Origin of the sequence: Haloarcula laminariae, from assembly GCF_025457605.1 — an archaeon.
GTDB classification, from domain to species: Archaea; Halobacteriota; Halobacteria; order Halobacteriales; family Haloarculaceae; genus Haloarcula; species Haloarcula laminariae.
This window is the reverse complement of sequence record NZ_JAMZFY010000002.1, coordinates 1,002,131-1,018,252: the sequence shown is the minus strand read 5'-3', so window position 1 is coordinate 1,018,252 and position 16,122 is coordinate 1,002,131. Positions and strand designations below refer to the sequence as shown.

General features: G+C 68.6%; 21 protein-coding genes. 9 read left to right on the top strand and 12 right to left on the bottom strand.

Features of this window, described 5'->3' with window-relative positions; translation table 11 throughout:
* A complete protein-coding gene (locus NJQ98_RS16915; RefSeq protein WP_262180816.1) occupies positions 1–201 on the bottom strand; it encodes a hypothetical protein in 201 nt (66 codons plus the stop codon).
* Between the two features lie 210 nt (positions 202–411).
* On the opposite strand from NJQ98_RS16915, the gene cofG reads away from it, so the two are divergent.
* Positions 412–1,530 (top strand): 7,8-didemethyl-8-hydroxy-5-deazariboflavin synthase subunit CofG, encoded by a 1,119-nt coding sequence (cofG, locus tag NJQ98_RS16910; RefSeq protein ID WP_262180814.1) that lies wholly within the window; start codon positions 412–414, stop codon positions 1,528–1,530.
* Between the two features lie 199 nt (positions 1,531–1,729).
* Here the strand turns inward: cofG and cofH are convergent, their stop codons facing one another.
* A complete protein-coding gene (gene cofH / locus NJQ98_RS16905; protein WP_262180812.1) occupies positions 1,730–3,064 on the bottom strand; it encodes a 7,8-didemethyl-8-hydroxy-5-deazariboflavin synthase subunit CofH in 1,335 nt (444 codons plus the stop codon).
* Positions 3,065–3,167: 103 nt separating this feature from the next.
* Positions 3,168–4,178, bottom strand: coding sequence for a sodium:calcium antiporter (locus NJQ98_RS16900; protein WP_262180810.1), 1,011 nt, complete (start codon positions 4,176–4,178; stop codon positions 3,168–3,170).
* 175 nt (positions 4,179–4,353) lie between these two features.
* Here NJQ98_RS16900 and NJQ98_RS16895 point away from each other — a divergent pair, with 175 nt between their 5' ends.
* Together NJQ98_RS16895 and NJQ98_RS16890 are read left to right on the top strand one after the other, a co-directional pair.
* Positions 4,354–5,229, top strand: coding sequence for an NAD+ synthase (locus NJQ98_RS16895; RefSeq protein WP_262180808.1), 876 nt, complete (start codon positions 4,354–4,356; stop codon positions 5,227–5,229).
* A 60-nt stretch (positions 5,230–5,289) separates the two neighbouring features.
* Entirely contained in the window at positions 5,290–6,324 is a 1,035-nt protein-coding gene (locus NJQ98_RS16890) for a phosphoribosylaminoimidazolesuccinocarboxamide synthase (RefSeq protein WP_262180807.1), read from the top strand.
* Positions 6,325–6,350: 26 nt separating this feature from the next.
* Here the strand turns inward: NJQ98_RS16890 and NJQ98_RS16885 are convergent, their stop codons facing one another.
* On the bottom strand, positions 6,351–6,566 hold the full coding sequence (locus tag NJQ98_RS16885) for a DUF1328 domain-containing protein (RefSeq protein WP_262180805.1): 216 nt from the start codon (positions 6,564–6,566) through the stop codon (positions 6,351–6,353).
* A gap of 174 nt (positions 6,567–6,740) precedes the next feature.
* A complete protein-coding gene (locus tag NJQ98_RS16880) occupies positions 6,741–7,718 on the bottom strand; it encodes a formyltetrahydrofolate deformylase (protein ID WP_262180803.1) in 978 nt (325 codons plus the stop codon).
* A gap of 118 nt (positions 7,719–7,836) precedes the next feature.
* Between NJQ98_RS16880 and NJQ98_RS16875 the strand changes: the two genes are divergently transcribed.
* From NJQ98_RS16875 to NJQ98_RS16855, 5 genes are all read left to right on the top strand, one after another.
* Positions 7,837–8,718: a GAF domain-containing protein gene (locus NJQ98_RS16875; RefSeq protein ID WP_262180801.1), complete on the top strand. Its 882-nt coding sequence runs from the start codon at positions 7,837–7,839 to the stop codon at positions 8,716–8,718.
* Between the two features lies 1 nt (position 8,719).
* Positions 8,720–9,376 carry a DUF7504 family protein gene (locus tag NJQ98_RS16870; protein WP_262180800.1) on the top strand — a complete coding sequence of 219 codons (657 nt, stop codon included), beginning with the start codon at positions 8,720–8,722 and terminating at the stop codon, positions 9,374–9,376.
* Between the two features lie 38 nt (positions 9,377–9,414).
* Entirely contained in the window at positions 9,415–9,669 is a 255-nt protein-coding gene (purS, locus tag NJQ98_RS16865; RefSeq protein WP_262180798.1) for a phosphoribosylformylglycinamidine synthase subunit PurS, read from the top strand.
* Positions 9,666–10,343: a phosphoribosylformylglycinamidine synthase I gene (gene purQ, locus NJQ98_RS16860; protein ID WP_262180796.1), complete on the top strand. Its 678-nt coding sequence runs from the start codon at positions 9,666–9,668 to the stop codon at positions 10,341–10,343. The genes purS and purQ overlap by 4 nt, the downstream gene beginning before the upstream one ends.
* A 230-nt stretch (positions 10,344–10,573) precedes the next feature.
* Entirely contained in the window at positions 10,574–10,873 is a 300-nt protein-coding gene (locus tag NJQ98_RS16855; RefSeq protein ID WP_262180794.1) for a DUF7967 family protein, read from the top strand.
* 34 nt (positions 10,874–10,907) lie between these two features.
* Here NJQ98_RS16855 and NJQ98_RS16850 read toward each other — a convergent pair whose 3' ends face one another.
* The 6 genes from NJQ98_RS16850 to NJQ98_RS16825 form a co-directional block, all read right to left on the bottom strand.
* A complete protein-coding gene (locus tag NJQ98_RS16850; protein ID WP_262180792.1) occupies positions 10,908–11,312 on the bottom strand; it encodes a DUF8147 domain-containing protein in 405 nt (134 codons plus the stop codon).
* A 5-nt stretch (positions 11,313–11,317) separates the two neighbouring features.
* Entirely contained in the window at positions 11,318–12,394 is a 1,077-nt protein-coding gene (locus tag NJQ98_RS16845) for an archaeosine biosynthesis radical SAM protein RaSEA (protein ID WP_262180790.1), read from the bottom strand.
* A 32-nt stretch (positions 12,395–12,426) separates the two neighbouring features.
* On the bottom strand, positions 12,427–12,819 hold the full coding sequence (locus NJQ98_RS16840) for a VanZ family protein (RefSeq protein ID WP_262180788.1): 393 nt from the start codon (positions 12,817–12,819) through the stop codon (positions 12,427–12,429).
* A gap of 20 nt (positions 12,820–12,839) precedes the next feature.
* Positions 12,840–14,627, bottom strand: coding sequence for an archaeosine synthase subunit alpha (gene arcS / locus NJQ98_RS16835; protein ID WP_262180786.1), 1,788 nt, complete (start codon positions 14,625–14,627; stop codon positions 12,840–12,842).
* A gap of 68 nt (positions 14,628–14,695) precedes the next feature.
* Positions 14,696–14,848 carry a DUF8143 family protein gene (locus tag NJQ98_RS16830; RefSeq protein ID WP_262180784.1) on the bottom strand — a complete coding sequence of 51 codons (153 nt, stop codon included), beginning with the start codon at positions 14,846–14,848 and terminating at the stop codon, positions 14,696–14,698.
* On the bottom strand, positions 14,848–15,066 hold the full coding sequence (locus tag NJQ98_RS16825; RefSeq protein ID WP_262180782.1) for a zinc ribbon domain-containing protein: 219 nt from the start codon (positions 15,064–15,066) through the stop codon (positions 14,848–14,850). The genes NJQ98_RS16830 and NJQ98_RS16825 overlap by 1 nt, the downstream gene beginning before the upstream one ends.
* Before the next feature lie 122 nt (positions 15,067–15,188).
* Between NJQ98_RS16825 and NJQ98_RS16820 the strand changes: the two genes are divergently transcribed.
* Positions 15,189–15,443, top strand: a complete 255-nt coding sequence (locus NJQ98_RS16820; protein WP_262180779.1) for a hypothetical protein — start codon at positions 15,189–15,191, stop codon at positions 15,441–15,443.
* 12 nt (positions 15,444–15,455) lie between these two features.
* On the opposite strand, the gene NJQ98_RS16815 is transcribed toward NJQ98_RS16820, so the two are convergent.
* Positions 15,456–16,067, bottom strand: a complete 612-nt coding sequence (locus tag NJQ98_RS16815; RefSeq protein ID WP_262180777.1) for a class I SAM-dependent methyltransferase — start codon at positions 16,065–16,067, stop codon at positions 15,456–15,458.
* Positions 16,068–16,122: the final 55 nt, after the last annotated feature.

The following is a 16,122-nucleotide window of genomic DNA, read 5'->3' as shown; positions in this document are numbered from 1 at the left end:
TCAGAAACGGTAGGTGTCGACCCCGTCCGGGAGGTTCTCCGTCGAATCCTGTCCCCCGCGGCCGCCGACCTGACTGCTGCACTCGATACAGACCCCGAGCTGTCGGTCCCAGTGGCGCTCACAGACCAGTTGCCCGCAGCGGTCACAGCCGTGTTCGACGTCCGGCCGCTGGCAGATTTCACACAGACCTGAGACACTCATGCTAGTCAGTAGCGTACTAGGACGTTTCAACGCTTCGGGGGCGCCAGATGTGGACCCACGACAACGAACGCAGACAGCCAGAGAGCCCCACCCGTAGCCAGTTGGTCAAACAGCACTGGGCGGGGCTTTCCGGCTGTTTTGAGGAGCCGTGCTCTCTGAGCCAGCCACAGTTACTAGACGCTTTTGTCCGTCGGCCACGGATTCGGGGACGTGATTCCGGGCGCCGGCGAATACGACGTCGACCTGTCCATCGACGAGCGGGACATCGAGCGGCTGCTGTCGGTGATGCCCGAGGACGTCGAGGCGGCGCCCGAACTGAGCTACTGCCGGAACGTCTTCGTCCCTCTGACGACCGCCTGCCGGTACACCTGCACCTACTGCACGTACTACGACCCGCCGGGAGAGGCGACGCTCATGTCGCCCGAGGAGATACGCGAGACCTGCCGGGCCGGGGCCGCGGCGGGCTGTACGGAGGCCCTGTTCACGTTCGGCGACGACCCCGACGACCGCTACACGGAGCTGTACGACCAGCTCGACTCGCTGGGGCACGGGAGCGTCCACGAGTACCTGCGCGAGGCCTGCGAAATCGCGCTCTCCGAGGGACTGCTCCCCCACGCGAACCCGGGCGACCAGACGCGCGAGCAGATGGCCACCGTCGCGGACGTGAACGCCTCGATGGGCGTGATGCTGGAGACGACGGCCGACGTGCAGGCCCACGGCGGGCCGCGGGCGAAGTCGCCGGGCCAGCGCCTCGCGACGATTCGGACCGCCGGGGAGCTTGGCGTCCCCTTCACGACGGGTATCCTGGTGGGCATCGGCGAGGACTGGCGCGACCGGGCCGAGAGTATCCTCGCCATCGCGGCGATGCACGAGCGCTACGGGCATATCCAGGAGGTCATCGTCCAGCCGGTCGTCGAGAACGAGCGGTGGCGCGGCGGGTCGCCGGACCTGGCGACGATGCGGCGCGCGACGGCGATGGCCCGTGCCGGACTGCCGGCGGACGTGTCGGTCCAGGTCCCGCCCAACCTCGCGCCGGCCCGCGAGCTCGTCGACTGTGGCATCGACGACCTGGGCGGGGTGTCGCCGGTGACCGACGACCACATCAACCCCGACTACGCCTGGCCGGCGGTCAAGGAGCTGGAGGCCGTCGCCGACGCCGCGGGCGTCCCGCTGTGCGAGCGGCTGCCGGTCTACGAGCGGTTCGTCGAGGCGGGGTGGTGTCCGCCGGCCATCGAGCGGGCCATCGGCGCCGAGGGGGCGGCCGGCCGTCGGTTCCGGGCGGTGCTGGAGCGGGGCGAGAACCCGACGACGCCGGTCAGCTCCGACTGACCGGAAAGCGACGCGGGCCGCCGGTGTTTGCCGCCGGACGCAGAGACACGGTGTGGCGTGCCTATCCCGCGGGCACCTAGATAGCTAGGTGATACCTATAATACCGTCCGGGATTTACTCAAGAACGTACCCGGGTGTGCCTCTGACAGCCCTCCCGGGGGATTTTGTACCGACGAGCGACTGTACCCCTTTTCAGGAATCAGCGGAGCAGCGGCGTCCCGTCGGCGCGGGGGCCCAGCGTCGGTCCCAGTACGTCCGCCTCCGGGTCGACGACGCGGCGCTGCTCGTAGTCCGTCGACCGCTCGACCGGCGTGCGGCCGATAGCGGTTATCATGTCGGCGTACTCCCGCACGGAGCGGAACTCCCCGTAGTCGCCGCCGGCCCGCTTGGTTATCTCCTCGGAGAGGATGGTCCCCATGAAGTCGTCGGCGCCGCAGGTGAGCATCTTCAGCCCCCCGCTGTCCCCGTATTTCACCCACGAGGACTGAATGTGGTCGATGTTGTCAAGGAACAGTCTGGAGACGGCTATCATCAGTTCGTCCTCGTCGTCGCTGGCGCCCCCCTCGACCATCCCGCGGTCGTACAGCGGCGTCTCCTCGTGGACGAACGAGAGCGGGACGAACTCCGTGATGGCGCCGGTCCGGTCCTGTAGCGCCCGCACTTTCCGGAGGTGTTCGACCCGGTGGCGGGCGTTCTCGACGTGGCCGTACATGATAGTCGCCGTCGTTCCGAGGCCCACGTCGGCGGCGGCCTCCATCGCTTCGAGCCACTCGGCGCTGTCTATCTTCCCGGGACAGATGACCTCCCGCACCTCGTCGACGAGAATCTCGGCGGCCGTCCCCGGAACGCTGTCCAGCCCGGCGTCTTTGAGCCGCCGGAACACCTCCTCGTAGGACCAGTCAGTCCCTCGGCGGGCGTGGTAGGCCTCCTCCGGGGTCATCGAATGGACGTGGACGTCCCCGACATCCATCGCCCGAATCTGCTCACAGTAGGTGCCCGGGTCCGTGTCGTACTCGCTCGCCGGCCGGTAGTTCAGGTCCTCCCGGTCGCTGGCTTCGAGCATCTCGATGTGCTCGTCGTCCAGCGCGAGCGCGGGGTGTAACCCCGAGACGGAACACACCTCGTAGATACCCCGGTCCACCGCGTCGCCGACTATCTCGCGGGACTCGGCGGGGGTCTTCGTGAAGCCGCCGTGGTCCTGCTGGTAGTCGCTGCGGAACTGCTCGGAGCGGTCCTTGAAGTTACAGAACAGACAGCCCGTGTTGCACGCGGTGGTGACGTTGTTGTTGAGGTTCGCGACGAAGGTGACCTCGTCGCCGACCACCTCCGCGCGGCGGCGGTCGGCGGCCTCCAGGACCTGTTCCTTGCGACCGGTGTGGATACCCTCGACGTCGGTCCCGGTAGTGATGAGTTCGACGCCGTCGGCCACGGTCAGTCGCTTGCCGTCTCTGGCCTTCGCCAGCGCGTTCTCGAAGGACTGGTCGGTGACCGGCTGCTGGGCGAACCCGCCCGCCGGCAGCGTCGCGTCCGACATTACAGGAGAGACGGGGACGAGCGAGAAAAGCGTGTGGTTCCACCCTCACATGCCGGGCCCGGGACGAACGCGGACACGGGCGAACCGCACCCCCGTCACAGGCTCAATTAGGCAAGATGCCACCGACAAGGCCGGCCGTCTCGGCGACGACCCAGGCGACAAACAGGAGGTAGGCCGCCAGCAGCGCGTACGACTCCGGCGTCGAGAGCGCGAGGTCCGTCCGGAGCGCGGTAAAGAGAAGGACAGTCGCGCCGGTGAGGACGCCGAACATCGGCACCGCCATCGCGAAGTCGACGGTCCAGGCGCCGGCGATGAGGACCCCGGCCGGGATGGCGACCAGCAGGTCGAACGTGTTCGACCCGAGGACGTTCGCGAGCGAGGTGACGCCGTTGCCGTCGCGGGCGGCGCGCACGCTGACCAGCGTGTCCGGCAGACTCGTCGCCGCCGCGAGGACGGTCACGCCCAGGAGGAACTCGTCGAGGCCGAACGTCCGGCCGATGACCCCGACCGAGTGGACGAGGTTCTCGACCGCGACGAGGATGACGGCCAGCCCGGCCAGCAGGAAGGCCCACTGGCGGCGGGCGTCGATACCCGCGGCCGTGTCGGGGTCGCTCTCGTGGTCGGCGGTGTCCTGGTACTGGATGAAGACGTACAGGCCGTAGAGCGCAAGCGGGATAGCCGAGAGCGGGCGGGTGACGGTCCCCGAAAGCGACGCCGTGGCCGGGTAGTAGATGACCGCCAGCGCGAACGTGATGAGCAGGACGGAGACGGCGAGCATGTAGAACTGCGCCTCCTTGTAGACGAGCGTGCGGTTCGAGTCGACGTCGCCGTCGGTGGTGATACCGGCGACGGCCGGGATGACGAGGACGTTGAAGATAGCCGAACCGACGATGGCGCCGACGCCCAGCGGCATCGACCCGCCCAGGGCCGCGACGACCACCGTCGATAGCTCCGGGAACGACGAGCCGACGGCGACGATGATGGCGCCCTGGACCACGTCGGGGAGCCCATAGTAGGCCGCGAGCCGCTCGCTTGCCGCCTCCAGCCAGTCGCTGCCCTTCCAGATGGCGACCGTCGCGGCGAGGATGATACCAACGTCGACCAGCAAAGGCATTGTGCGGTCCGTACACGCCCCGAAACAAAGCGGTTCCCATCGACACCGGCCGGGTTGGCAGTGGCCGCTACCGGCGACTACGGCAGTGTTCCGGAGTGTTTCATGTGTTTAAGGAGTAGTCGTATATATCGCCATCCGAGTTATCTGAGCGAAGAAAAAACACGTTCGCACAATTATGAACGACAGACCACAGAAACACGCAACTCCCTTCGTTCAAGGCGGGGCGGACGCGACGGCGGTCGGCTCGACCGTTCGCGCGTTCCTTCGAGAACGCGTCGACGCGGCCGGCGCGAACGGCGTCGTCGTCGCGATGAGCGGCGGGCTCGACTCGACGGTGACGGCGACGCTGGCCGTCCAGGCGCTCGGTTCCGACCGCGTCCTCGGCCTGGGCCTGCCCTGTCACAAGACCGACGCCTCGGCGACCATGGAGGCGAGCGTCGTCGCCGACCACCTCGGCATCGAGTTCCAGCGGGCCCACCTCCAGCCGCTGCTCCAGGGGTTCGAACAGCAGCTCGCCCCGGACCTGGCGGGCGAGGAGCCCCGGGGGCCGACGCCGACGCCGGACCGCGCCCGCCACAACACCGTCGCCCGGCTACGGATGTGCTGTGCGTACTACGCCGCCAACCGGCGGAACCGCCTGGTCGTCGGCACGGCGAACCGCTCCGAGCTACTGCTTGGCTACGTGACGAAGTACGGCGACGGCGCCGCCGACCTGTTCCCGCTGGGGGACCTCTACAAGACGGAGGTCAGGGCGCTCGCCGACCACCTCGGGCTCCCCGACCCCATCGTCGAGAAGGTGCCCGCGACGGGCCGGTATCCGGGTCAGACCGACGCCGACGACCTCGGGGCGACCTACGACGTCATCGACTCGCTGCTGTACCGGGTCGTCGAGGAGGGGGAGTCGGTCACCGACGCCGCGGCGGCGCTGGATATCGACCGGTCGACGGCCCAGCGGCTGGTCTCGATGTGCAAGGAGACCGCACACAAGCGCGCCATGCCGCCGATAGCGGACGTCGACGACCGGGCCAGACGGCCGGCCGACGGCGACTGAGGCCGCGCCGCCGGTCGCGGTATGAGAAACGTCTTTGTCACCCGTCCCAAAGCGCCGGCAATGACGAGCGTCAAGGAGTTCCGCGTCGACGAGCCGGCGACCGCCACCGACCTCGGGCGCGGCTCGTTTGCCTTCACGGACGACTACTCGGTGTTCGACTGGGGGAAGATGCCAGACGAGATTCCGGACAAGGGAGCCTCGCTGTGTACGATGGGCGCGTACAACTTCGAGCTGCTGGAGGAACGCGACGTGGCGACCCACTACGAGGGGGTCCGGACCGAGCCCGACGGCGCGATACTCGACCTCGACGAGGCCCTCGCGGCGGGCACGCCGCCCGAGGAGATGGTCATCTCGCTGACCCAGGTCCCGGACCTGCCCGAGCGCGAGGGGACGTACGACTACGACGCCTACCACGACGAGGCCGGCGAGAACTACCTCATTCCGCTCGAAATCGTCTTCCGCAACCGCGTGGGCACCGGCTCGTCGCTGCGCCGGCGGACCGACCCCGCCGACCACGGGCTGGCGTTCGACTCGTGGCCCGACCGCGTCGTCGAACTGGACGAGCCAATCGTGGAGTTCTCCACGAAGTACGAGGAACAGGACCGCTATCTCGACCGGGCGGAGGCCGAGCGCATCGCCGGGAAGGCGAGCCTCGACCGGCTCGAGGAGCTGGCCCTGGCCGTCGACCGCCTCGTCACCGACACCGCCGCCGAGGCCGACCTCGTCCACGAGGACGGGAAAATAGAGTGCCTCTACCACGACGGGGAAGTCCGGGTGGCCGACGTGGTCGGCACCTTCGACGAGAACCGCTTTGCCTACGACGGGCAGCAGGTCTCGAAGGAGGTCGTCCGCCAGTACCACAAGCGGACCCAGCTGGCGTGGGTCGAGGCCGTAAGCGCCGCGAAGGAGCGGGCCACCGCCGAGGGAGTCGCCGACTGGAAGTCCCTCTGTGACGAGTCACCGGCGCCGCTTGACGAGGCCGTCATCGGGGCCGCGCGGGACCTCTACTGCGCCGGGACGAACGCCTACGTCGGCGGCGACGTCTTCGAGGCCCCGTCCCTCGATGCGGCCGTCGACGCCGTGCGGGACCTGTAACGAAACGCCGCCCGCCCGACGGGCCGCTACAGCAGGAACGAGACGACGGCGAGGACGACGAAGATGATGACCAGCCACTTTGCGATGTCCATACTCAGGCCGGCGACGCCGCGGGCGCCGAGCACGCCCGCGACCAGGGCGAGCACGAGGAAGACGACCGCGAGCCAGAGGAGGTTACCCCCGAACTGGAGCGGGGCGAACTGTCCGACTGTTCCTGCCGCGACGACTGATTGTAACGCCATCACAGCAGGGTTGTCCGGACGGCCATGTCACTCCCGTCGGTCGTTTAGACCGGTATAGAGAACTTACCGGAGCGTGTGCGGGCGTGGACACGCCCGGCAGTGGCGGTGGCCGTCGCGGGCTTTGTCGGTCACCCGCTTCGGGTTTTGGCGCCCTCTCCCGGTCGATACCGCGTATTAATCGTCTACTTCGGCTTCCAGTTCGTCCCCGTCGGCGACGAACTCGCCGAGGCCGTCGATGGGTCGGTCGGGGTTCTGGTCGTCGAGGTCCTCCGGCGCGCCGAGCTGTGCGTCGGTGTTCTCGGGGTCCCGGAGCTTCGTCCGGCCGCGGTGGACCGTCACCTCGTCGTTGAGGTGGAGCTTGATGCCCTCGATGAGCGCCTCGGCTTCGAGGGGCTGACCGAGCTTCTGGAGCTCCTCCTCGGTGGCGTCGTCGGGGACGTTGAACGCCCGCTGGGTGATGATGGGCCCCTGGTCCAGGTCGGTCGTCACGTAGTGGGCCGTGACGCCGGCGATACGGACCCCCTCCTCGATGGCCTGCATGTACGCCGAGGCGCCGGGGAAGGCTGGCAGCAGGCTCGGATGGACGTTGATGATGCGGCTCTCGTAGCGGAAGACGACGTCGGGCGAGAGGATGCGCATGTACCGAGCCAGGGCGATGAGGTCGGCGTCGTACTCGGCGAGCAGGTCGAGCAGTTGCTCCTCGTCGGGGGTGCCCTTCTCGTCGCCGATGTCGTGGAACGGGACGTCGTACTTCTGTGCGAGCGGTTCGAGGTCGTCGTGGTTGCCGATGACCACCTCGATGTCGGCGCCGAGGTCGCCGTTGGCCCACGCCTCGAACAGCGCCTCAAGGCAGTGTGACTCCTTGGTCACGAGGACGGCGATGGACTGGGTCTCGCGGTCGGCGGGGAACCGGACCTGCACGTCGACGCCCAGCTCCTCGCCCAGTTCGGTCAGGTCCTCGCGGAGCTTCTCCTCCGTCGTCACCATATCGGCGGTGTCGACGTGCATCGTCATCCGGAAGACGCCCTCCCGGACCGCCTGGTCCAGGTCCTCGATGTTGATGGAGCGCTCGAAGAGCAGGGAGGTGACTTCGGCGATGAGCCCCGTGTCGTCCTCACCGACGACAGTTATCTCCGTGAACGAGTGTCTCATAGCCGGCACCTCCGTGGTGTCTCGGTAGTCATTGGCAGTTCGTTCGGCGGGGGCGGTGCAAAAGGCTTCGTTTTACGCGGGCGATATAGCTTAGTTCCTCCAGTTGCATTGCGAGCACGTGAGAGCCGAGTTGCCGACCGTCGTCTGTGTCGACGGCGACGACGAGACACGGGCTGTGACGGTCGACGCACTGGATACCGCCGGATTCGAAGTTCGTGCGTGCGGGTCCATCGCGGCCGCCGAGGCCGCCATGGACGACAGCGTCGGCTGTGTCGTAACGACGGCGAGCCTGCCGGACGGGGACGGGTTCGACCTGGTCGAGATGGTCCGGGAGCGCTACCCGGACTGTCCCTGCCTCTTCTTTACGAGCGAACCGCCGTCCGACCTGCCCCGGGGCGGGCGCGACCAGATAGTCGAGTACGTCCCGCGGACGGTCCCGCAGTCCCACGACCGCCTCGTGGACGTCGTCAAGGCCGCGGCCGCCGAGGCGACCCAGGCGGCCTACCCCGTCCCGCAGAACGAGGCCGAGCGACTGGACGCCGTCGAAGCGTACGACGTCGACGAGCTGTCCGCACTGGAGACGTTCGAGCGGCTGACGTCGCTGATAACCTCCCACTTCGACATCGACGTGGCCTTCGTGGGGCTGGTCGACGCCCACGAGGAGCGGTTCATCGCCTGCGAGGGGGCGAACTGGCGGACGCTGTCCCGCGAGGACACCATCTGCACCCACACCATCCTCACGGACGAGGTGATGGTCGTCGAGAACGTCCAGGAGGACCCCCGGTTCACCGGGGTCGACCGGCTCGAGGAGCTCGAAATCCGCTCGTACGCCGGCGCCCGCATCACCGACGAGGACGGGAACGCCCTGGGCGCGGTCTGTTGTATCCACGGCGAGCCGCGGTCGTACACGCGAGCCGAGCGCGACGACCTCAGGCGCTTTGCCGACGAAGTCGAGGAGCAACTGTCGCTGCGACGACGGCTGGGAGCGGGGGTCGAGTGAGATGGCGGCCCAACACGGCAGCCGCTACGAGTTCCCCGGACTCCCGCTGGAGAGCGTCGCCTCCGGGACGAACCTGCTGTTGGCCGGGCCGACGCTCGAAGGCGCCCGCGAACTCCTGCTCCGGCTCCTGCTGGGCGAGGACGGCGTCCTCATCATCACCGCCGACACCAGCGCCCGCAAGGTGCTCAGAACCTTCGAGGATGTGGGCGGCCGGATAGACCGCGAGCGGGTCCGGGTCGTCAGCTGCACGCAGGAGCGGGACGGCGACCTCGGCGACTTCGTCGCCTCGGTCGGCTCGCCGGGCGACCTGACCGGTATCGGTATCGAGTACTCCGGCCAGTACGAGCAGGTGTACGCGCGCGGCTACGACACGGTTCGGACTGGCATCTACACGCTGACGCCGCTGCTGGTGTACAGCGAGGACGTCCGGCCGGTCTTTCGCTTCATCAACACGGTCACGTCCCGCATCCGGACCGCCGACGGGCTGGGCGTCTGTGCCATCGACCCGTCGGCCCACGAGGAGCAGGTCGTCACCAGCATCGCCCAGCCGTTCGACGGCCGCATCGACGTGCGCGAGCGCGACGGGACCGTCGAGCTCCGAGTGAAGGGCCTGCCCGACCAGCCCGGCGAGTGGACGGCCGTGCCGGCGCTCGAATAACACAAGCGTTTTCTCCGCCGCCCGCCCGGTGCTCAGTAATGACCGCCTTTACCGCGACCGTCACGGTCCGGCTGAAACGCGGGGTCCTCGACCCCGAGGCCGAGACCACACAGCGCTCGCTCGAACGCCTCGGGTTCGAACTGGACGACCTGCGCTCGGCCGACGTGTTCGAACTGGACATCGAGGCCGACGGCGCCGACGCGGCCGCAGACCGCGCCGAGGAGATGGCCGAGCGGCTGCTGGCGAACCCGACCATCCACGACTACACCGTGGAGGTCACGCAAGCGGAATGACGATTTCCGTCATCCGGTTCGGCGGCTCGAACTGCGACCGCGACTCCGTCCAGGCGCTCGACGCCATGGGCTTTGACGCCGAGCTCGTCTGGCACGAGGACGGGCTTCCGGCCGACACCACCGGCATCATGCTCCCGGGCGGGTTCTCCTACGGCGACTATCTCAGAGCCGGCGCGATGGCGGCCCGCTCGCCGATTATGGCCGAGGTCCGCGAGGCCGCCGACGAGGGGACGCCGGTACTGGGGGTCTGCAACGGCGCCCAGATAGGCTGTGAGTCGTCGCTGACCCCCGGCGCGTTCACCACCAACGAGAGCGCCCGCTTCCAGTGTGAGCACGTCCACCTGCGCGTCGAGAACGCCGAGACGCCCTGGACCAGCCAGTACGACGAGGGCGAGGTCATCGAACTCCCCATCGCCCACGGCGAGGGCCGTTACGAGATTCCCGACGACCGCCTCGACGAGCTGGAAGCCGAGGGGCGCGTACTGTTCAAATACTGCGACGCCGAGGGCGAGGTCACCCCCGAGGCCAACCCCAACGGCTCGAAACACGCCGTCGCCGGCGTCACCGGCGAGCGCGACCACGTCGCGGTCATGATGCCCCACCCCGAGCGGGCCTCGCTCGAGGACCTCGGCCGTACCGACGGCCAGCCGGTGCTCTCCGGGTTCGCCGACTGAGGGTACACGCCGTTTTCACGGAGCCGGGAACCGCCCAGCGGCCGCTACGCGGTTCGTCCAAAGGGATAGGATGGGGCCAGTGGAGCGTGTGACATGGTCCGCGGCCCCTACGAACCAATAGGACACCAGTTGGTAAAAACGCCAGCCTACCGGAGTGAAAGTGAAACTGGTCGTCTCACGGTGTGAGAACGTCCACCATACTCTTTTCGTTCGACGGCCTAGTGGACGGTATGGACAGTGACGAGACAGCGGCCGCCGGGGAGTCCGTCCGCGTGTGGCTCGTCGAACGGACCTACGGGGACGACGAACAGAACATGATTATCCTGACCTACGCCACCCCGGACGGCCGGCGGGAGTTCCGGAAGGAGCGGGCGCTGACCTCCTACACCGGTGACCACCGCGAGACGCCGGTATCGATGCCCGTCGACCCCGATAACCTGGGGACCGTCGACGACGCGGCGACCCGCGAGCGCTACGTGACGGAGGCCGAACGGATGCGGGAGAAGCACGCCCCCGACGAGACGCTGTGAGCGGCGGGGCCGTACACCACGCTGTCGCCGTCTGTTACGCCCCGCTGTCGCGCTCGGAGAGCCCGAGTCCGACGTACACCGCGGCCGTCGCGGCCAGGCCGACGCCGACGGCCACCTCGACGGTGAACAGGTCGCGGCCGACGTTCACGTAGGCGAGAAGCAGTACCAGGACCACGGCCGGGCCGAAGGCCGCGTACGCGAGCAGCGCCCGGCGCCGCACGGGGTGGAGGTCCCCGAAGTTGAACGCGACCCCGACGAGCGTGGCAAGCCCGGCCAGCAGCCCGAGCGGGAGCGCGACGAGCGCGGAGAACTCGGTCGCAAGGAGTTCGATGAGCGGGACGGCGACGAGCAGGGCCGTCGTGGCGGCCGCGCCGACTGCGGCGAGCCCCGCCGGCAAGCGCGCGTCGGTCGAATCAGTCGTATCGGTCAGGCCGGACATCGTGACTACCGTGCCAGTGGCGCCGCGTAGCTGTGTTCCCGCGCCAGGACGGCCTCGTAGGTCGCCTCGCACTCGCAGTCGACCTGCTCGAAGACGCTCGGGTCCTGGCGCAGGTCGAAGTCCTTGATAGCGCGCTGGACGCGGTCGTCGCACTCCCCGCAGTTGTGCGGGCCCCTGTCGGAGCCGTGCCCCACGGGGTCCGAGACGACGATGACGTCCTCGTCGGCCGTCTCTTCCAGCACCTCGGCGACCGACCAGAGCCACGGCGGGCGGTAGCCGCCGTCGTGGTAGAGCTCCTCGACCATCGTGTAGCGCTGGACGTTACAGGGGTTCATCGAGACGGTGTGACAGCCGTCGACGGCGGCGCAGCGTCGCACCGACGATTTCATGTCCTCGACGGCCTCCTGCTCCGTGAGGAACGGCGGTTTCATCAGCAGGTAGGCCTTGACGCCGGCCCCCGCATCCCTGGCCTCGGCGCAGGCGGCCTCGAAGTCCGCGAAGTCGAAGTACTTGTTCACGCAGTCGTGACGCACCCTGTCCGTGGCGGTCTCCAGCCCGACAGCCACGTCCGTCTCCAGGCCGGCGTCGACGAAATCGGAGACGCGCTCGTCCTCGACGAAGTCAGGCAGCGACTCGACGACGATGCGGTCGCGGTCGGCGAAGGTGTCGGCGATGGCCCGCCGCGTCTCCGCGGGCACCTCGCGCTCGTCCAGGAAGCTCCCGGAGGTGTATATCTTGATGAGCCCCGAGAGGTCCTCGGCGTTCTCCGCCTCGTGGTCGAGACAGTGCTGAATCTGGGCCATCAGGTCCTCGTGGGCCACGCTGCCGCCCTCGACGGACTCGGCGACGTACCCGCACATCGTGCAGCCGCCCGCGCGGGCCCACCGGCAGCCGCCGGTGTTCAGGATGATAGTCAGGCTCTGGTAGACGCCGTCGGGCGTGTTGTCCTCGTCGAGCCAGACGCGGGTCGGCTCGCGTGGGTCGTAGGTGGAGTCGTTGCGCGAGCGGACCTCGCGCATCACCGCGTTGTGGGCGTCCATCCCCTTACCCTGCTCGTAGACGTCGGGACTGGGCTTGCTCATTACGCCGCTTTGCCCACGGGCGCGTAAAGCCTCTACGCTCGGACGCGCTCGGTGAGCGCGTCGACTCGGGCGGCGAGCACCAGCCAGAGACCGCCGCCGCAGACCGCTCCGACGGCGTTGGCGCCCATATCGGCTAGGCTCGTCCCGCGGGAGGGAACCAGCCCCTGCAGGAGTTCGATTCCGCCGCCGTAACCCACGGCGACGACGGCCGCCAGCGCGACTGCCCGGACTGTCCGGCTGTCGCGGGCCCGCGAGAGGAGGGCTGTGAGGACAGCATAGCTACCGGCGTGGACCCACTTGTCCAGTGCGATACCGAACAGTCCGGGCGTCGGACCGCCGGTCTCGGACGCGGGCAGCAGCGAGACGGCGAGGAGGAGAAGCGCGAACGCCCCCGCGGGAACGTACCGGCGTGTCGGTCGGTCCATAGGCGGTTTCGGCTCGGTCCCTACAGCTCCTCAGTGTGGCGCATCTGGACGGCGATGCCACGCGTCGACGACTGCATCTCGGCGCCGTGCATCTGGGCGCGGCCGACGCCGAAGGCGGCGTCGCCCCGCACCACGACCTCGTCGCCGACGCGGATGTCGTCGCTGGCGTCGACGATGCCCGGGGCGAGCACGGAGCCGTGGGGGACGAACGGCTCTATCTCGACGGTCTTCGTGGGTACGTCGCTGTCGACCCAGCGGCGCGCGCCCGCCGTCGTCAGCGAGAGGACGCCGTACTGCTGGGCGAGGGCGGCGAGTTGCTCGCCGTCGGCGTCGTCGGCCCGCAGCTGCGGGTAGCGGCCCTGTGTGCCGATGTCGGGGAACAGCTCGTCGCCGGCGCCCTCTCCGAACTGGTAGTCCGCGATGGCTTTGATGGTCCGGTGTTCGCGGGCGGACTTCTGGTAGGTGTCCCACCCCTCCAGCTCCGCCGCGAGGTTGCCAAGCGAGTCCGCCGTCGTCGGGTGGTCCCGGACGGTGTAGGTAAACTCCCGGCCGAGCGAGTCGGCGACGCGCTCACAGATGTCCCGGTACCCCTCGCCGGGGACGTGAGCGATGATTTCGGGGTAGTCTGCGTCTTCGAGATAGCGCTCAAGCACCCGTGAGACGAACTCTATCTCGTTTGCCGACCAGTTGCCCGTCACCACGGAGTCGTAGTGCTGGGCGGGGTAGGTCAGCTCCAGTTCCTGTGGCACGACGCCGATGGGCGAGGTCATCGAGACGACGTGAGCGCGCCACTGGATGGCGTCGTGGTACTGCTTGTGGCTCTGGGAGTCGCTGTAGGGCTTGCGGGCCGAGCAGGGGACCAACACGAGCGGCCGGTCGTCGAATCGGGGCGTGTAACGCTCTGTCACCCGCTGGGCGAAGCGCTGAATCTCGACGCGGCGGATGGCGTCCTCCGTCGTGGCGGTCAGTTCCGCCCGGCGAATCAGCGGGGCCCGCTGCTCGACGTAGCCGTAGCGCTGGTCGAGGAGGCGGACGGTGGCGGTGAGCCAGTTGTCCTGTCGGGCCTGCCCCTCGACGTAGTCTCGCAGGCGCCCGTCACGGATTCGCCGGCGGACGCGGGACAGTTCGGCCGCCAGCGCGTGGACGTTGTGTTCGGCGCAGTCGCTCCGGTCGAAGGACTCGCGGGGCTGCTGGCAGGCGGGACAGGCACACGGGAGCTCGTCGAGGTCCTCCAGGAAGTACGCCTCGTCGGTGGTGAGATACCGGCCTTCGGTCCCGCGAATTACGGCCCGGTGCGGGTCCACGAGGTCGACGCCGGCGTAGACCAGCGTGGCGACGTTCCGGGGCGTGGCGACGCCGGGGAGGTACAGCGCGGTGTCGGCCGGGACGGCCTCCTTGACGGTCGTCACGGCGTCCACGAAGGCCGAGCCGTGGCCGGTGACACCCGGTGCGCCGGACAGGACCGTGACATCGGCGGGGTGGTCGCCGGCGGTTTTCGGCGAGACGACCGCGCCCGACGGGAAGTCGGCGTCCGGGTAGTCGTCACCGAAGGCCTCGGCCACTTCGTCAGGCGTCCCGGCGGGGAGCCCGCGGTGTGGGAGAATCGTCACCGCCGAGTCGTCGCCCTCCGGGGCGTCCGGCTCGGACGGCCAGCGGCCCCCGGCGTCGTCGAGGACGGTGTGGACCGCCCCCGGCGTGTCTGCGTCCACGTCGTCGACCAGGGCTGGCGTCGGCACGGACTCGGCGAGTCGCAACTCGCCGACCCGGGCGGCCCCGTCGCGCTCGTGGACCTCGAAGTAGTCGGTCATGCCCGCACGTCGGCCGCGGGCGACCAACTATCTTGCCTTTGACGGGCAGGCGGCCCCGGGCGGCAGCGCTACTTGTCCCGCCGGGCCGCCAGCTCGGCGTCTTCGCGGTCCATCGTCTCGCGCTGGTCGTGCTCGGACCGCACGAGCGCGTACAGCACCAGCGGGACACCGACCGCGAGCAGCAGGCCGACGACCGCAAAGAGGGGGCTGACTACCGCCATCAGCCGAGGAAGACGTCGACGATGTCGCTGCTCCCGGAGCTCTGATCGCGGTAGAGCTCCGAGTACCCGCAGCCGGTACAGGAGACCACTTTAAAGCTGTTCGTCTGGATGTCGAACATCTTCGAGAGGCCGCCGCCGGTCGTCGAGATTTCACCGACCTCCGTCTCCGTGTGTCCGCACTTGGGGCAGCCACGCGAATCGTCAGGATGGGGGACCATACTCGACGGTTCCGTTCACTGGCTGTTAAAGCTAATCGTAGTGTGAAAGGGAGTCTCACGCGGCATCGAGAGACGGGTGCCACATCGCGGTGTTTTTCGCCGTCGAGCGGCGACAGACGAGTATGGTCGGGTCACGCACCCTGACGGCAGCCGTCGGTCTGCTCGTGAGCCTGCTCCTCTCGGCGGCGCTGTGGGTGTACTTCGACACGCTGCTGGTCTTCCTGTTCCTGCCGTTCGTCCCCTTCCTCTTTCGCGGCTTCGGCGGCGACGGCCCGACTATCGTCCAGGAGTGTCCCCACTGTGGCTTTCAGGCCACCTCCGAGGCCTACGACTACTGTCCCCGAGACGGGAGCCGGCTGGAAGAGCCCGAGCAGTAGTCGGCTGCCCGGTCAGTCCAGGGGCTCGGCGACGAGGACGCCCACCTGCTCCGAGACCATCTCGACCGCCGTCAGCCCGTAGCCGGCGTCGGTGAAGGCATCGGCGAGGACGCCCACCGTCGCCGGGTCGTCAACCTCGGGGCTGTAGAACGGGTCCTCGGGGTTCGGCTCGCCGAAGAACATCACGTCACCGAGGACGATGCGGCGCGGACCGAGCGCGGCGAGCGTGTCGATGGCCTCGCGCTTCTCGGCGTCGCTGAGGTGATGCATCGCGAAGTTCGAGGTGACGATGTCGACGGCGACGCCCTCGGGGACCCCCGGTTCGCGGAACCGCCCCTCGCCGAACTCGACGCTAAGTCCCTGCTCGTCGGCCTTCTCGCGGGCCCGTTCGAGCATCCCCTCGCTGATGTCCCGGCCGATGACGCGCCCGGCGTCGTCGGCGACGCTGAGCGCGATAGCGCCCGTCCCGGTCCCGATATCGAGGACCACGTCGTCGGCGCCGGGAGCGGCGTGGCCGACGACGAGGTCGACGCAGGCGCGGTACTCCGGCGAGTCCTGGCTCTCGTCGTAGTCGGCGGCGTGCTCGGAGAACCGGTCGGCGTGTTCGTCGATGGATTTCTTCATGGGACGTGTTGACCGCCGAGGCTCAAGAGCGCCGCGGCTTACCGGGCGATGCCGG

Bases quoted from the DNA above. Each gene is read 5' to 3' on its own strand.
- NJQ98_RS16915 (WP_262180816.1), bottom strand. From the start codon at position 201: ATGAGTGTCTCAGGTCTGTGTGAAATCTGCCAGCGGCCGGACGTCGAA.
- cofH (WP_262180812.1), bottom strand. From the start codon at position 3,064: ATGTCGGACGCGACGCTGCCGGCGGGCGGGTTCGCCCAGCAGCCGGTC.
- NJQ98_RS16900 (WP_262180810.1), bottom strand. From the start codon at position 4,178: ATGCCTTTGCTGGTCGACGTTGGTATCATCCTCGCCGCGACGGTCGCC.
- NJQ98_RS16895 (WP_262180808.1), top strand. From the start codon at position 4,354: ATGAACGACAGACCACAGAAACACGCAACTCCCTTCGTTCAAGGCGGG.
- NJQ98_RS16890 (WP_262180807.1), top strand. From the start codon at position 5,290: ATGACGAGCGTCAAGGAGTTCCGCGTCGACGAGCCGGCGACCGCCACC.
- NJQ98_RS16885 (WP_262180805.1), bottom strand. From the start codon at position 6,566: ATGGCGTTACAATCAGTCGTCGCGGCAGGAACAGTCGGACAGTTCGCC.
- NJQ98_RS16880 (WP_262180803.1), bottom strand. From the start codon at position 7,718: ATGAGACACTCGTTCACGGAGATAACTGTCGTCGGTGAGGACGACACG.
- NJQ98_RS16870 (WP_262180800.1), top strand. From the start codon at position 8,720: ATGGCGGCCCAACACGGCAGCCGCTACGAGTTCCCCGGACTCCCGCTG.
- purS (WP_262180798.1), top strand. From the start codon at position 9,415: ATGACCGCCTTTACCGCGACCGTCACGGTCCGGCTGAAACGCGGGGTC.
- purQ (WP_262180796.1), top strand. From the start codon at position 9,666: ATGACGATTTCCGTCATCCGGTTCGGCGGCTCGAACTGCGACCGCGAC.
- NJQ98_RS16855 (WP_262180794.1), top strand. From the start codon at position 10,574: ATGGACAGTGACGAGACAGCGGCCGCCGGGGAGTCCGTCCGCGTGTGG.
- NJQ98_RS16850 (WP_262180792.1), bottom strand. From the start codon at position 11,312: ATGTCCGGCCTGACCGATACGACTGATTCGACCGACGCGCGCTTGCCG.
- NJQ98_RS16845 (WP_262180790.1), bottom strand. From the start codon at position 12,394: ATGAGCAAGCCCAGTCCCGACGTCTACGAGCAGGGTAAGGGGATGGAC.
- NJQ98_RS16840 (WP_262180788.1), bottom strand. From the start codon at position 12,819: ATGGACCGACCGACACGCCGGTACGTTCCCGCGGGGGCGTTCGCGCTT.
- arcS (WP_262180786.1), bottom strand. From the start codon at position 14,627: ATGACCGACTACTTCGAGGTCCACGAGCGCGACGGGGCCGCCCGGGTC.
- NJQ98_RS16830 (WP_262180784.1), bottom strand. From the start codon at position 14,848: ATGGCGGTAGTCAGCCCCCTCTTTGCGGTCGTCGGCCTGCTGCTCGCG.
- NJQ98_RS16825 (WP_262180782.1), bottom strand. From the start codon at position 15,066: ATGGTCCCCCATCCTGACGATTCGCGTGGCTGCCCCAAGTGCGGACAC.
- NJQ98_RS16820 (WP_262180779.1), top strand. From the start codon at position 15,189: ATGGTCGGGTCACGCACCCTGACGGCAGCCGTCGGTCTGCTCGTGAGC.
- NJQ98_RS16815 (WP_262180777.1), bottom strand. From the start codon at position 16,067: ATGAAGAAATCCATCGACGAACACGCCGACCGGTTCTCCGAGCACGCC.